Source organism: Paenibacillus pinisoli (assembly GCF_003605435.1).
Classification (GTDB): domain Bacteria; phylum Bacillota; class Bacilli; order Paenibacillales; family Paenibacillaceae; genus Pristimantibacillus; species Pristimantibacillus pinisoli.
In genome coordinates this window covers 19,628-33,097 of the sequence record NZ_QXQB01000009.1, presented here as the reverse complement: position 1 = coordinate 33,097, position 13,470 = coordinate 19,628, and the positions used below count along the sequence as shown (strand labels likewise).

The 13,470-nt window shown below is 53.9% G+C and carries 12 protein-coding genes; 11 read left to right on the top strand and 1 reads right to left on the bottom strand.

What is annotated here, in order from left to right; all coding sequences use genetic code 11:
- Nucleotides 1-104 precede the first annotated feature (104 nt).
- Together D3P09_RS26325 and D3P09_RS26320 are read left to right on the top strand one after the other, a co-directional pair.
- Nucleotides 105-629, top strand: a complete 525-nt coding sequence (locus D3P09_RS26325; protein WP_243644532.1) for an RNA polymerase sigma factor — start codon at nucleotides 105-107, stop codon at nucleotides 627-629.
- Nucleotides 613-1,398, top strand: a complete 786-nt coding sequence (locus D3P09_RS26320) for a hypothetical protein (protein WP_120114423.1) — start codon at nucleotides 613-615, stop codon at nucleotides 1,396-1,398. The genes D3P09_RS26325 and D3P09_RS26320 overlap by 17 nt, the downstream gene beginning before the upstream one ends.
- Nucleotides 1,399-1,574: 176 nt before the next feature.
- Here the strand turns inward: D3P09_RS26320 and D3P09_RS26315 are convergent, their stop codons facing one another.
- Nucleotides 1,575-2,174, bottom strand: coding sequence for a DJ-1/PfpI family protein (locus D3P09_RS26315; RefSeq protein WP_120114422.1), 600 nt, complete (start codon nucleotides 2,172-2,174; stop codon nucleotides 1,575-1,577).
- A gap of 308 nt (nucleotides 2,175-2,482) precedes the next feature.
- On the opposite strand from D3P09_RS26315, the gene D3P09_RS26310 reads away from it, so the two are divergent.
- The 9 genes from D3P09_RS26310 to D3P09_RS26270 all read left to right on the top strand — a co-directional run bounded on the left by D3P09_RS26310 (nucleotide 2,483) and on the right by D3P09_RS26270 (nucleotide 13,284).
- On the top strand, nucleotides 2,483-3,217 hold the full coding sequence (locus D3P09_RS26310; protein WP_120114463.1) for a vWA domain-containing protein: 735 nt from the start codon (nucleotides 2,483-2,485) through the stop codon (nucleotides 3,215-3,217).
- Nucleotides 3,201-4,130 carry a serine/threonine protein kinase gene (locus tag D3P09_RS26305; RefSeq protein ID WP_120114421.1) on the top strand — a complete coding sequence of 310 codons (930 nt, stop codon included), beginning with the start codon at nucleotides 3,201-3,203 and terminating at the stop codon, nucleotides 4,128-4,130. The genes D3P09_RS26310 and D3P09_RS26305 overlap by 17 nt, the downstream gene beginning before the upstream one ends.
- A gap of 20 nt (nucleotides 4,131-4,150) precedes the next feature.
- A complete protein-coding gene (gene tilS / locus D3P09_RS26300) occupies nucleotides 4,151-5,566 on the top strand; it encodes a tRNA lysidine(34) synthetase TilS (protein WP_120114420.1) in 1,416 nt (471 codons plus the stop codon).
- 50 nt (nucleotides 5,567-5,616) lie between these two features.
- A complete protein-coding gene (hpt, locus tag D3P09_RS26295; protein ID WP_120114419.1) occupies nucleotides 5,617-6,156 on the top strand; it encodes a hypoxanthine phosphoribosyltransferase in 540 nt (179 codons plus the stop codon).
- A 99-nt stretch (nucleotides 6,157-6,255) separates the two neighbouring features.
- Entirely contained in the window at nucleotides 6,256-8,271 is a 2,016-nt protein-coding gene (ftsH, locus tag D3P09_RS26290) for an ATP-dependent zinc metalloprotease FtsH (protein WP_120114418.1), read from the top strand.
- A 252-nt stretch (nucleotides 8,272-8,523) separates the two neighbouring features.
- The gene (locus D3P09_RS26285) at nucleotides 8,524-9,564 is read left to right on the top strand and encodes a BMP family lipoprotein (protein ID WP_120114417.1); all 1,041 of its coding nucleotides are present in this window, start codon (nucleotides 8,524-8,526) and stop codon (nucleotides 9,562-9,564) included.
- 132 nt (nucleotides 9,565-9,696) lie between these two features.
- On the top strand, nucleotides 9,697-11,232 hold the full coding sequence (locus tag D3P09_RS26280) for an ABC transporter ATP-binding protein (RefSeq protein WP_120114416.1): 1,536 nt from the start codon (nucleotides 9,697-9,699) through the stop codon (nucleotides 11,230-11,232).
- Between the two features lie 5 nt (nucleotides 11,233-11,237).
- Nucleotides 11,238-12,320: an ABC transporter permease gene (locus D3P09_RS26275; protein ID WP_120114415.1), complete on the top strand. Its 1,083-nt coding sequence runs from the start codon at nucleotides 11,238-11,240 to the stop codon at nucleotides 12,318-12,320.
- Nucleotide 12,321: 1 nt separating this feature from the next.
- Nucleotides 12,322-13,284: an ABC transporter permease gene (locus D3P09_RS26270; RefSeq protein WP_120114414.1), complete on the top strand. Its 963-nt coding sequence runs from the start codon at nucleotides 12,322-12,324 to the stop codon at nucleotides 13,282-13,284.
- Nucleotides 13,285-13,470: the final 186 nt, after the last annotated feature.

Genomic DNA, 13,470 nt, shown 5'->3' with positions numbered 1-13,470 from the left:
AAGACAAGCGCTTTTTTCATTCCACACGAATATTTTCATAAGAGCAAACTTTCTCCGAACTTGCCGGGTAATACTTATAGAACAGCAAGAAAGAGGTGAATGAGGTGGAGCTTGATACGATCAGCCGGATCGTTCAGGGTGACAGGGAGGCGTTCCGCAGTCTGTATGATGAGTACTTCGACTATGCGATGCGGACAGCCGCGCTGGTGGCAAAGAATCGGGAATGGGCGAAGGATGCGGTGCAGGAGACTTTCCTCCGTGTATACCGGAATATCTGGCAATATGATAGAGCGAAGCCGTTCAAACCGTGGTTCTACAGCATCTTGCTTCGCGAGTGCTATCGGGTGATGGAGCGGGAGAAGAAGGTTGTTCCGCTGGGTGAGCAACTGGAGCGGGTGGCTGTGGAAGCGAGCATGCCGGATGGCAAGCTCGATCTGTACGATGCCCTCCAATCTCTCCAAGATATGTACCGGATACCGCTCATCCTAAAATATCTCCATAACTACAGCGAGAAGGAAATCGCCGACATCATGGAGCTCAACGTCAATACACTGAAGTCGCGCCTCCTCAAGGGGCGGGAGCAAATGAGAGACCGATTGGGAGGGGAGCCATATGGATCAAAAGCTTAAGCAGCGTTTGGAAGAAGAATCGAACTATCCTTCCAATCTGAAGGAAGAGATGTGGGCGAAGATCGAGTCGCAACTGGAGAACGGCTCTCCGTTTCTGGCAGATTCCATAGAGGGAAAATTGAACAACAGAGAACAGCCACAGGGGAAAAGGAGAAAACGGACGATGACAATCATCAAAGCAACTACAGGACTTACAGCAGCCGTCATTGCTATCGCAGCTTTTTTGGCCTTGCCGCCGGGAGAGGCATTTATGAAGAGTGTGCAGAATTGGTTTGCGCCGGAGAAGAAAATCGAGGTTGAGGTCGAAGGGAACAAGGAAGAGACGAACGGACAGGTCCATGTAAATGAAGAGAGCCGCTACGCGATTTATTATGACAAAGAGCGCTATAAGCTCATTCAACAGGACGGAAAAGACGTCATTACGACCATTGAACCGCTGCCAGAGCCGTATCCGCAAGTATCGCTGACCATAGAACAGGATGTAGACGCGTTGCCGGAGAAGCTGGCTGCAGATATCGCGGGCAAGCTGACTGACCAGTTTGCAGAGGTGCGCGATATCGAGAAGGTGAGCGAGCCCGTGAAAGGCTACCGTATTCACGCGATCAACGGTCATGATCGTCTGAGTGAAGTCATCACGGTATACGTCACAAGCAATGAACGGCAAGGCAGCTTCATCCTGACGATGAATTATTTCCTCGAGGCGGCTGAAGGCCATGGAGCGAGGTTTACGCAGACGCTGGAGCAGTTCAAGGTGTTGGCAGAGGAGTAACTTCTGTTACGCTTCTAAAAAGCATTTTTAAAATCTATATAGTCAAATAGAATCGGCCTTAGCCCTAATCGTATTTAGGGACTAAGGCCGATTTTTGTATTATAGTTGTAATTTCACTTTCATTAAAAAGGCTACCCCAACAGATCCCAATGAACCCGCTAGAATAGCCTGCCTTCTTATAGAACTAATGTCTCATCTTCATAACGTGCAGCCTGTTCCTCCCGAACAAGCCGGATGAACTCTCTCATGAAGCCCGGCAGGTCCGGCCAGGCATGGCCGCTGACCAGCTTGCGGTCGGCATGCAGCGTGTCCGTCGTGTACGTAGCGCCGAGACGCTCGACATCCGGCTTCACGGCGTTGTAGCACGTCATCGTGCGGCCCTCGAAGTACCTTGTATCCTTCAGCGCCATAAAGACTAGCGCGCCGTGGCAGATGACGCCGATCGGCTTGTCCTCTTGGAGGAAATGCTCAACGATGCGCGGCAGCTCAGGATGGTTGCGTATATATTCCGGGGCGCGGCCGCCGGGAATGACAAGCGCGATATATTCCGACGGATCGATATCCGCGAAGGAAGCATGAGACGGCAGCAGATGGGCAGGCTTCTCCGTGTAGGTCTCCCAGCCCTCGACAAAGTCATGAACGACGGTATTCAGCACTTTTTTCTCCGGGGATGCAATGACGGCATCATAACCTTCCTCTAGCAGGCGGTAATAGGGATAAAAAATTTCCAAAACCTCTGTTCCGTCACCCGTAATCAGCAGAACCTTGTTCGACATGCGCTCACTCCTTCAAGGAATTTTTTGGCATACACTCCTATTATCTAATGGGGAATCCGCTCTGTAAATCTATCCGAAGTCACCGTGTCCTTCTGCCCAATCCGGTTCGAATGCTGTCAGATCCGGGCGATGGAAACCCCGGGAGGTATGGGCTATACTAATATGAAGCTTACCTTCTAGCGGCGAAAAGCCGATAAATACGGGTAAGGAATAGGAAAATGATAGGCGATAGGCGTTTATCTCTCTCAAAAAGGGCAAAGCTGATAGAAAAGGCTTTATAACTTTGCGATGCGGAGGGATAGACGATGATGAGGCAAATTTTGCTGATAACAGATGGCTGTTCGAATGTGGGGCTCAGTCCGGTGGTGGCGGCGGCTCATGCCAAGTCGGAAGGCATTCATGTCAATGTGGTAGGCGTGCTTGACCATGGAGACGTAGGCGAGCTTGGCGCGGCCGAGATTGAAGAGATTGCGCGGGCCGGCGGGGGACTTAGCCGTATGGTCAATACGCGGCAATTATCGCAGACGGTCCAGATGATGACCAGGAAGACCGTGGTACAGACGATCCAGATCGCGGTGCAGAAGGAGCTGCAGCAGGTACTGGGCAACGGCTCGATTGAGGCATTGCCTCCGGAGAAGCGCGGCGAAGTCGTGCGTGTCATCGATGAGCTGGGCGAGTCATCGGGCCTTCGGGTAGCTCTGCTGATCGATGCAAGCGCGAGCATGAAGCCGAAGCTGGCAGCTGTCGAGGAGGCCATTCACGATTTGATGCTTAGCTTGCAGGCCAGACAGGGTAATAGTGAAATATCGGTGTTCCATTTCCCGGGCTCGCGCCATGGCGACGACTGCATTATGGATTTGGCATGGACCAGCCATCTGAATGGGGTGCACTCGATCTTTCCCAAGCTCCAGATGGGCGGAACAACGCCGACCGGGCCTGCGATTATGCAGGTAGTGGATTATTACAGGCAGGGCGAAGCGGGGGACTATGGCCGCAGAGGCAGACATGAAACGGATGGGATGATGGGTGACTACGTCGTTTAAGCTGGAGCTGCGGCGCGGAAGCGTCGTAATCGGCAAGTGGAGACAAGGCAAGTACCGGGTGGAGCGATTGCTGGGAGAAGGAGCCAACGGGAAAGTCTATCTGGTCCAGAAGGACAGGGATTGGTACGCGCTTAAGGTTGGCGCGGATGCGGTAGACCTTCAATCCGAGGTGAACGTGCTGAAGTCGCTGGCGAAGCAGAAGGGGCAGGGCATGGACCCGTTCCTGTTCGACGTCGACGACCTGTACGGACCGGGCGGGAAGGAATACCCGTTCTACGTCATGAGGTATGTGCGCGGGACGACGCTTGCCAGCTACTTGCTGGAGCAAGGCGCGGAATGGTTCCCTCTTGTCGGGCTGAACCTGCTGGGCAAGCTTGGCAGGCTGCACCGGGCGGGATGGGTATTCGGCGACCTGAAGGTGGAGAATGTGATGGTGGCCGATTACGGTCATGTCGAGCTGGTCGACTTCGGAGGCATGACGGCTATCGGCAAGGGCATCCGCCAGTTCACGGAAATCTATGACCGCGGATACTGGAACAGCGGCTCTCGCTCGGCTGACCCGAAGTACGATCTCTTCTCCTACAGCGTATTGTGCATCCAGCTGCATGAGCCGAAGCGCCTCCATCAGCTCACGAAGGAGCTGCTGCCGCAGAACCGGTCGACGGTGGAGCTGATGGCGGTTGCCGAGGGCTGTGCGGCGCTGAAGCCGGTGGCGGGCTGGCTGCGCAAGGCGCTGCATGGCGAGTTCAGGGATGCGGACGAGGCTGCGGCTGCATGGCGCCTGCTGATGCACCGGAAGGAGACGCGCCGATCCTCCTCGATGCCGGGCTGGCTGAAGGGTCTGGTGGCCGCCTCAGGCATACTGCTTGCGGCATCGATATTCGTCTGGCTGCTTCGCAATGTATGGATGTAGCAGAGGAGGGCAACAGAATAATGAATGAACCGCTTCAGCTGGAGCTCGCGAAGGAAGCGGCTGCCCACGGCATGTGGGAGGAAGGCGACAAGATTCTGGTCGCCGTGTCGGGAGGCCCCGATTCCATGGCGCTGCTCCATATGCTGCATGCACTGTCCCTTGAACAGGGCATCAAGCTTGTGGCTGCCCATGTGAATCACGGATTCCGGGCGGAGGAATCCGCCTTCGAGCTGGAGGTAGTCCAGACGTTCGCCGCCAGCCTAGGCGTGCCGTGCGAGACAATCGTCATGGATCTGCCTACTTATATAGAAGAAAACCGATTGAATCTGCAGGCAGCCGCCAGGGAGAAACGGTATGAATTCTTGTACCGGACAGCGGCTGAGCACGGCGCGACGCGCATTGCGCTGGCCCATCATGCCGATGATCAGGCCGAGACGGTGATGATGCGGCTGATCCGGGGAGCGGGGCTATCGGGGCTGTCCGGGATGAGCAGTGTCCGCCGCGAAAAAAATGTGCAACTCATACGCCCCCTGCTTCGTATGAACAAGTCAGACCTTCTGCGTTATTGCGAGGAGCATGAGATTCCTTATTGCGTAGACAGCAGCAATCTCGCTCGGTATTATTTCCGCAACACGGTTCGCCTGGACATTATTCCGTACTTGATGCAGTTCAATCCTCAGCTTCCCCAGTCCCTTCAGCGGCTTGCCGAAGTAGCGGGCGCGGAGGATGAGTGGATGGAGCAGCAGGCGGGGGAATGGTTCAGCCGCATCGTACGCCTGGAAGAGGGCGAATGCCAAGTGGAATGCCGGGAGCTGTCCGGTCTGCACGTCGCTTTACAAAGGAGATTGATTAAACTAATATTAAATTATCTGTCTCAGGATACGGAAAACATAACCTATAGCGCTGTTGAGACGATGCGGCAGGCGGCATCTCCGCATGCTCCGGCTACGTGGCGGATGGACGCCGCAGGCGGAATCCGTTGCTTGCGCGAATACGGTGTTATGAGATGGGTACATACGAATGCAAGGCCGGTTATGGCAAGCAGGTACGATTACGTCATCGAACAGGGAAGCGATGACCGAATTGAAGCAGAGCCAAGCGGATGGAGCTTCCGCCTTGATTGGCTTGGGACTGCGGCTGAGAGGCCGTCATCCCGCATGGAAGCGTACTTCGATGTGGCCGCTCTCGTCTTTCCGCTGCATGTGCGCAACCGCGTGCCGGGAGACAGGATTCATGTTTTAGGATTAAATGGGTCGAAAAAAGTGCAAGATATGTTCGTTGACGAGAAGGTACCGCCCTCCCGTAGAGAGCTGTATCCGCTGCTCTGCGACGGGGACGGCAAGCTGCTGTGGATCCCCGGCATCCGCCGGTCCGCGCATGCCCTGCCAGGAAGCGGAAGCACGCAGGTTCTGCGTATTACGGCGCTCAACGAATAAGGAACAAGGGAATACACATAAACATAGGTAACGTGTGGGAGGCTTTTGAATTGCAGAACGACATCAAAGAAGTGTTATACAGCGAAGAGCAGATTGGCGTCAAGGTAAGAGAGCTGGGAGCCAAGCTCAGCGCCGATTACGAAGGGCGGAATCCGCTCGTTATTTGCGTCCTCAAAGGCGCGTTTATTTTTATGTCCGATCTGGTGAAAACTATTACCGTTCCGCTTGAGATCGACTTTATGGCCGTCTCCAGCTACGGGGCTTCCACCAAGTCATCCGGCGTCGTCAAGATTATTAAGGATCTGGACGTGTCGGTGGAAGGACGCGACGTCCTTATTGTCGAAGATATCATCGACAGCGGTCTGACGCTGAGCTACCTGATCGACGTATTGGAGCACAGAGGCACGAAGTCTGTGACGGTCGTCACGCTGTTCGACAAGCCGGCGCGCCGCACGGTTAGCCTGGAGCCGAACTATAAGGGCTTTACGCTTCCTGACGAATTCGTCGTGGGCTATGGCCTGGATTATGCGGAGAAATACCGCAACCTTCCTTATATCGGCATTTTGAAGCCTCAGGTTTACGAGAAGTAATCGCGCTTGAACCGTACATGTCCACCCTCCGGTAGCCTCTATTGTGATGGAAAGTCATGCTATGGTAAAATATCTAAAGCGTCTGAGAGGAGGTAGGGAATGAATCGGATCATGCGAAATACCGGTTTTTATTTGATCATCTTTTTGGTTACCGTTGGTGTTTTTAATTATATTAGCGGTCAAGGGGATTCCACCAAGCCGCTGAGATACGATGAATTCCGCCAAGTTGTGGAAGCGGGGAATGTAGCTTCGATTACCGCGAAGTACAATAAGGAATCGTATTACATTACGGGTAAATATAAGAACAGGCCAGAGGGTGCGGAGAACGATAATTTCACCACCTCAATGAACACCTTTGCGGCAGAGCAGAATCTGGATGCCTGGCAGAAGGAATACGGTTTTGAGTATAAGGCCGAGCCGATGGATACCCCTAGCTTCTGGGTGACGTTCCTGACGTCGATTATTCCGTTCATTCTGCTTATCGTACTGTTCTTCTTCCTGATGAATCAGGCTCAAGGCGGCGGCGGCAAAGTGATGAACTTCGGCAAGAGCCGTGCCCGTCTGTACAATGAGGAGAAGAAGCGCGTCACGTTCGAGGACGTGGCAGGCGCGGACGAAGAGAAGCAGGAGCTGGTGGAGGTCGTCGACTTCCTGAAGGATCCTCGCAAGTTCAATCTCGTCGGCGCGCGCATTCCGAAGGGCGTATTGCTCGTAGGTCCTCCGGGTACAGGTAAGACATTGCTTGCCCGTGCGGTTGCGGGTGAGGCTGGCGTGCCGTTCTTCAGCATCTCGGGCTCCGACTTCGTGGAGATGTTCGTCGGTGTCGGCGCATCCCGCGTACGCGATCTCTTCGAGAACGCCAAGAAGAACGCGCCTTGTATCATCTTTATTGACGAGATCGACGCAGTCGGCCGTCAGCGCGGCGCCGGACTCGGCGGCGGGCATGACGAGCGCGAGCAGACGCTGAACCAATTGCTGGTTGAGATGGACGGCTTCGGCGCGAACGAAGGCATAATCATTATCGCGGCGACGAACCGCGCGGACATTCTGGACCCTGCGCTTCTGCGTCCGGGCCGCTTCGACCGTCAGATTACGGTTGACCGTCCAGACGTGAAAGGCCGCGAAGCGGTGCTGAAAGTCCATGCGCGCAACAAGCCGCTTACCGGCGATGTGAAGCTGGACGTTATCGCGAAGCGTACGACAGGCTTCAGCGGCGCAGACCTCGAGAACCTGCTTAATGAAGCGGCGCTTCTTGCGGCACGCCGCAACAAGAAAGAAATCAACATGGTAGATATCGATGATGCGATTGACCGCGTTATCGTCGGCACGGAGAAGAAGAGCCGTGTCATCAGCGACCGCGAGAAACGTATCGTTGCCTACCACGAAGCAGGCCATACGATTGCCGGCTTCTTCCTGGAACATGCCGATCAGGTGCACAAGGTAACAATCATCCCGCGGGGACGCGCTGGCGGATATGTCATCATGCTGCCGAAGGAAGACCGCATGCTGGTCACCAAGCAAGAGCTGCTTGATAAAGTAACGGGACTGCTTGCCGGCCGCGTAGCGGAGGAAGTATACATCGGCGAGATCGGAACCGGCGCTTACAGCGACTTCAAGTCGGCTACAAGCATCGTGCGCAGCATGATTATGGAGTACGGTATGAGCGATAGGCTCGGACCGATGCAATTCGGCAATTCGCAAGGCCAAGTGTTCCTGGGCCGCGATCTGGGCCATGAGCAGAACTACTCCGATGCAATCGCGTACGAGATCGACCAAGAGATGCAGAACATTATCAATGCTTGCTACGACAGAGCGAAGAAGCTCCTGACCGAGAAGAGCAAAGAGATGCATCTGATCGCGAATACGCTGCTTACGGAAGAGACGCTTGAAATGGAGCAAATCAAATCCTTGATCGAACAAGGCGTGCTGAAGGCAGAAGGCGATACGCCATCTGGCGAAGGCTCCTCCTCAGCAGAGGTAACAACTGCTGAACCGATCATCGACGAGATTGGCGACGTGAAAGTCCGCATTCAGCCTCGCGATGAGGCGGAAGCGAAGGACGCGACGCCACCGGATAATACCGGCAACGGCTCCGAAGATCCTGACAAAAAGTAACATCTATTCGTCCCGTCGCTCCTTCATGGAGCTGCGGGACGTTTCATTTTTTAGACAAGTATGATTATTCATGCAAATTGTTACATAAACATGCAGTGGCGGTGTTAATGTATCTAACACAATTTGATTGACGGAAATTTTTTTGTAACTATAATGAAATAATAGCGGCAAGAAACAGCAATACTGTTAGGGTAATGCTGTGCTTGTTGTTGTTCTGTTTCAAAACAATTTAATTAAGGGGAGAATTGAAGCATGAAAAAGACATTTAGCTTTATGCTCATGCTAGTAGTAGCAATGTCGCTCGTATTGTCTGCTTGTGGACAAGCTAAGAATGGCGGCACCAATGAGGGCGGAAGCAAAGTCGAGTCAGACGGAAGCGGCAAAGATTTCAAAATCGGCATGGTAACTGACGTAGGCGGAGTTAACGATAAATCGTTCAACCAAAGCGCATGGGAAGCTCTTCAGAAGCTGAAAGCATCCACTGGCGCTGAGACCAAGTTCCTGGAGTCCAAAGGCGAAGCAGACATGGAGCCGAACCTGAACAACTTCGTTCGCGAAGGCTACAGCCTGACTTGGGGCATCGGCATGCTGTTCGAAGACGCTATGAAGAAAGTAGCAACTGAAAACCCAGACGCGAAGCTTGCGGTTATTGACGCCGTTGTAGAAGCTCCGAACGTAACTTCCGTTACATTCGCTGAGCAAGAAGGCTCCTTCCTGGTAGGCGTAGTAGCAGGTCTGATGACAAAAACGAACAACATCGGTTTTGTTGGCGGCATGGAAATTCCGGTTATTACACGCTTTGCGAAAGGCTTTGAGGCTGGCATTAAAGCCGTGAATCCGGAAGCTAAAGTAAATATTACGTATTCCGGCGCTTTCGATAAGCCTGACCTTGGCAAGAGCATTGCAGCTACGATGTACAACGACGGCGCGGACATCATTTTCCACGCTTCCGGCGGTACAGGCAATGGCGTATTCAACGAAGCGATCGAGCGCAAGAAGAGCGGCAAAGAAGTATGGGTTATCGGCGTAGACAAGGACCAATCGCTGGAGTTCGGCGACGAAGTAACGCTGACTTCCATGATGAAAGGCGTTGAAGCGGCGGTAACGAAAGTATCCAAAGATCTGATCGATGGCAAATGGCAAGGCGGCTCGCATCAAGTCCTTGGTCTGAAAGACGACGCAGTAGGTCTGCCAGAGACTTCCACGAAGAACGTTCCAGAAGACGTTCTGAAGAAGGTAGAAGAGTACAAAACAAAAATCGTCAGCGGAGAAATTACGGTTCCGTCTGCATAAGAACGAACCATCGGACTCACGATAAAGCTTGGCATGGGTCACAGAGGCAAGACCGGCATGAGCCGGTCTTGTCCTGTTTCTCTGATCAGAAAGAGCGAATAACTATATGTGATCCCGGGAGATGATGAACGCATGGATCAGAGCGGGGCAGTCGTACAACTGAAGGGCATTACCAAGAGGTTTCCTGGCTTGGTTGCGAATGATTCCATTAACTTCGAGCTGAAGAAAGGCGAGATTCACGCTTTGCTTGGCGAGAACGGTGCAGGCAAGTCTACGCTTATGAATATCTTGTTCGGCTTGTATCAGCCGGATGAGGGAGAGATCTGGATTAACGGAGAGCAGACGGTCATTGACGGCGCCTCCAAAGCGATTGAGCTGGGCATCGGCATGGTGCATCAGCATTTCAAACTTGTGCAGCCCTTCACGGTAGCGGAGAACATCGTTCTCGGCAATGAACCGAAGAAGGGGCTTACGATTGATTACAAGCTCGCGAACGAGAAGGTCAAATCGATCTCCGAGCGCTATGGTCTGAAAGTAGATCCGCAGATGCGGATTCAAGATATTACGGTTGGCATGCAGCAACGGGTTGAAATTTTGAAAACGTTATATCGGGGAGCGGAGATTCTGATCTTCGATGAACCGACCGCTGTATTGACGGTACAAGAGATTGAGGAATTAATCGATATCATCCGTAACCTGGCTGCCGAAGGCAAGTCCATTATCATCATTACGCATAAGCTGAAAGAGGTTATGGCGCTGGCGAACTCTGTCACGGTCATCCGCAGGGGCAAGGTGATTAAGTCGCTCAGCACAAGCGAGACGAATGAGCGGCAGCTGGCTGAGCTGATGGTGGGACGTGACGTGAACTTCCAGGTTGAGAAAACCAAACGTCAGCCTGGCGAAGTTGTTCTGTCTGTCGATGGGCTTCGCATGAAAGGCGACCAGGGGAAAATGGTGCTCGACGGCACCACCTTCCAGGTACGCTCCGGCGAGATCTTCGGAATTGCGGGTGTAGACGGCAACGGGCAAAGCGAGCTGATCTATGCCATCACCGGCATGCGCAAGGTGCAGGATGGGCATGTGAAGCTGAACGGTGCAGATGTTACGAACGATACTCCGCGCAGAATTTCCAATGCGGGCGTTGGCCACATTCCGGAGGACCGCCATAAGCATGGGCTTGTGCTTGATTTCAAGCTAAGCGAGAACATGATCTTGAATACGTACTTCAAGCCGGAATACGGCAAGGCGGGCTTCATCGACGAGAAGGCGATGGACAGCCTGACCACACGGCTCGTGGAAGAGTTCGACGTCCGCACCTCCGGCATTTACACGCATGCGCGCGCGTTGTCGGGAGGCAATCAGCAGAAGGCGATCATCGCCCGCGAGCTGAATAAAGACCCTGATCTCATTATTGCGGTTCAACCGACGCGGGGTCTGGATATCGGTGCGATCGAGTTCGTTCATAAGCGGCTTATGGAAGCGCGCAACGAAGGCAAAGCGGTCTTGCTTGTCTCATTCGAGCTGGACGAGCTGTATGCCTTGTCCGACCGGATCGAGGTTATGTATGAGGGCAAGCTTGTCGGCGCTGTCGATGCCGATCATCGCGATGATGAGCGTCTTGGCTTGCTGATGGCCGGCAATGCCGATCATGACAGGGAGGGAAGCTAGCGGTTATGGACGTGATAAAGAAGATTTTTAACGAAAAAAGATCGCTGCTCGTGCCAGTCGTTTCTATTGTGCTTGGCTTGCTGATCGGAGCCATCGCGATGCTGGCGGGAGGCTATAATCCGATTCTAGCTTATAGCTCCCTGTTCAATCGTGTCATCGGCAGCCCGTATCATATGGGTGAGACGATTCGCGCGATTACGCCGCTTATCTTTACCGGTATTGCGGTTGCCTTCGCCTTCCGTACCGGCTTGTTCAATATCGGGGTAGAGGGACAATTCGTGATGGGCATGACAGGCGCGACGCTGGTCGGCGTTTTGCTTGATCTGCCATGGTATATTCACGGTCCGCTTGCGGTGATTACCGGCGCAGTGTTCGGCGGTCTCTGGGCGGGCATCGTCGGCTACTTGAAAGCGAAGCGCGGCGTGAACGAGGTTATTTCCTCCATCATGCTGAACTGGACAGCTCTTTATCTGGCGAATTTGATTGTATCGAGATTCCTGACCGATCCGGGCCAGCAGAAGTCCCGGGCCATTCACGAATCGGCGCTGATGAATATCGACTGGCTGGTTCAGCTGATGGATAAAGCGCGAATTCACTGGGGCACCTTCGTGGCGCTCGCATGCGTCATTATCTTCTATATTATCTTGTGGCGCACGAAGCAAGGCTACGAGCTGCGCGCAGTCGGACACAATCCTGAAGCGGCGCTATACGCCGGCATGAACGTCAACCGCACGATTGTCAAATCCATGATGATCAGCGGCGTGTTCGCAGGACTCGGCGGCGTGTTCGAGGTTCTGGGCGTATTCGGCAACCAGACGATTATGGCAGCTTCGCCTGGCTACGGCTTTGACGGCATTGCGGTTGCTCTGCTTGGCGGCAATACGCCGGTAGGCGTCCTGCTGGCAGCTATCCTGTTCGGCGGTCTCAGCTACGGCTCCGCCGGCATGAGCTTCGGTGCAGGCGTGCCGCAAGAGATTGTCCGGATCGTCATCGGATCGGTGATCTTCTTCGTAGCGGCTCATGGCATCGTGAAGTTTATCCTCAAACCGTTCATGAGCAAACGCGCTAAGCGGAAGGAGGCGGCGTAAGATGCAGTTTATTGAAATATCCGGCCAGCTGATTAATATTACGCTCGTATTCTCTACTGCGCTTATCTTCGCCGCTCTCGGCGGCATGTTCTCGGAACGCTCTGGCGTAGTCAACATTGGTCTGGAAGGTCTGATGGTGTCGGGCGCTTTCGCAGCGGCCGTCGCTACGGATTATGCGACGCAGGCAGGCCTCGGCGGCATCTCGCCTTGGATCGGCTTGATTGCGGCAGCCGTCTTCGGCGTCGTGTTCTCGCTTCTGCATGCGGTGGCGACGATCACATTCAAGTCGGACCAGACGGTAGTCGGCGTAGTCATCAACATTCTGGCGCTCGGAACTGCGATTTATTTCACCCGCAGCCTTTATGACGGATCGGCTCAGACGAGCCAGCTGACGGAAGTATTCCATAAGGTAGCGATTCCGTTCCTGTCGGATATTCCGATTATCGGGGAAGGCATCTTCCGTTCCTATCCGACAACTTATATCGTTATTGTGCTTGTCATCATCAGCTTCTTCGTGCTGTTCAAGACGCCGTTCGGACTGCGTCTGCGCGCAGTCGGCGAGCATCCAAGCTCGGCTGACACCGTCGGCATCAGCGTGACGAAATACCGCTATATCGGCGTTATGCTGAGCGGCGCGCTTGCCGGTCTTGGCGGAGCGACCATTACCCTGACGACGACAAGCAGCTTCGCGCACAATACCATCTCGGGCCAAGGGTTTATCGCGCTTGCCGCCCTGATCTTCGGCAAGTGGAATCCGTTTGGCCTTGCAGGCGCAGCCATATTCTTCGGCTTTGCGCAGGCGCTGCGGAATTTCGCGCAGCTGTTCGATTTCTCGAAGCAAATCCCGACGGAAGTGTTCTACATGCTTCCGTACGTGCTTACGCTGATCGTTCTTGCGGCGGCAGTCGGCCGCTCCAGCGCTCCTGCGGCGCTTGGACAGCCGTACGACCCGGCAAGAAGGTAGCTTGAATCATGAGCGGCCCGCTTGGTCGCTCTTATGTCAAAGATCGCACTCCATTGCAGCCAGCCAGCGAAGGAGTGCGATCTTTTTAGTCAGAGCATGCAGACATGCAAGCATGGGATGAATCATATTCGGCTTGGCTAGAAAGACTTTGCAGAAGACGGCCTGACTTATCATTCTTAAGACTAG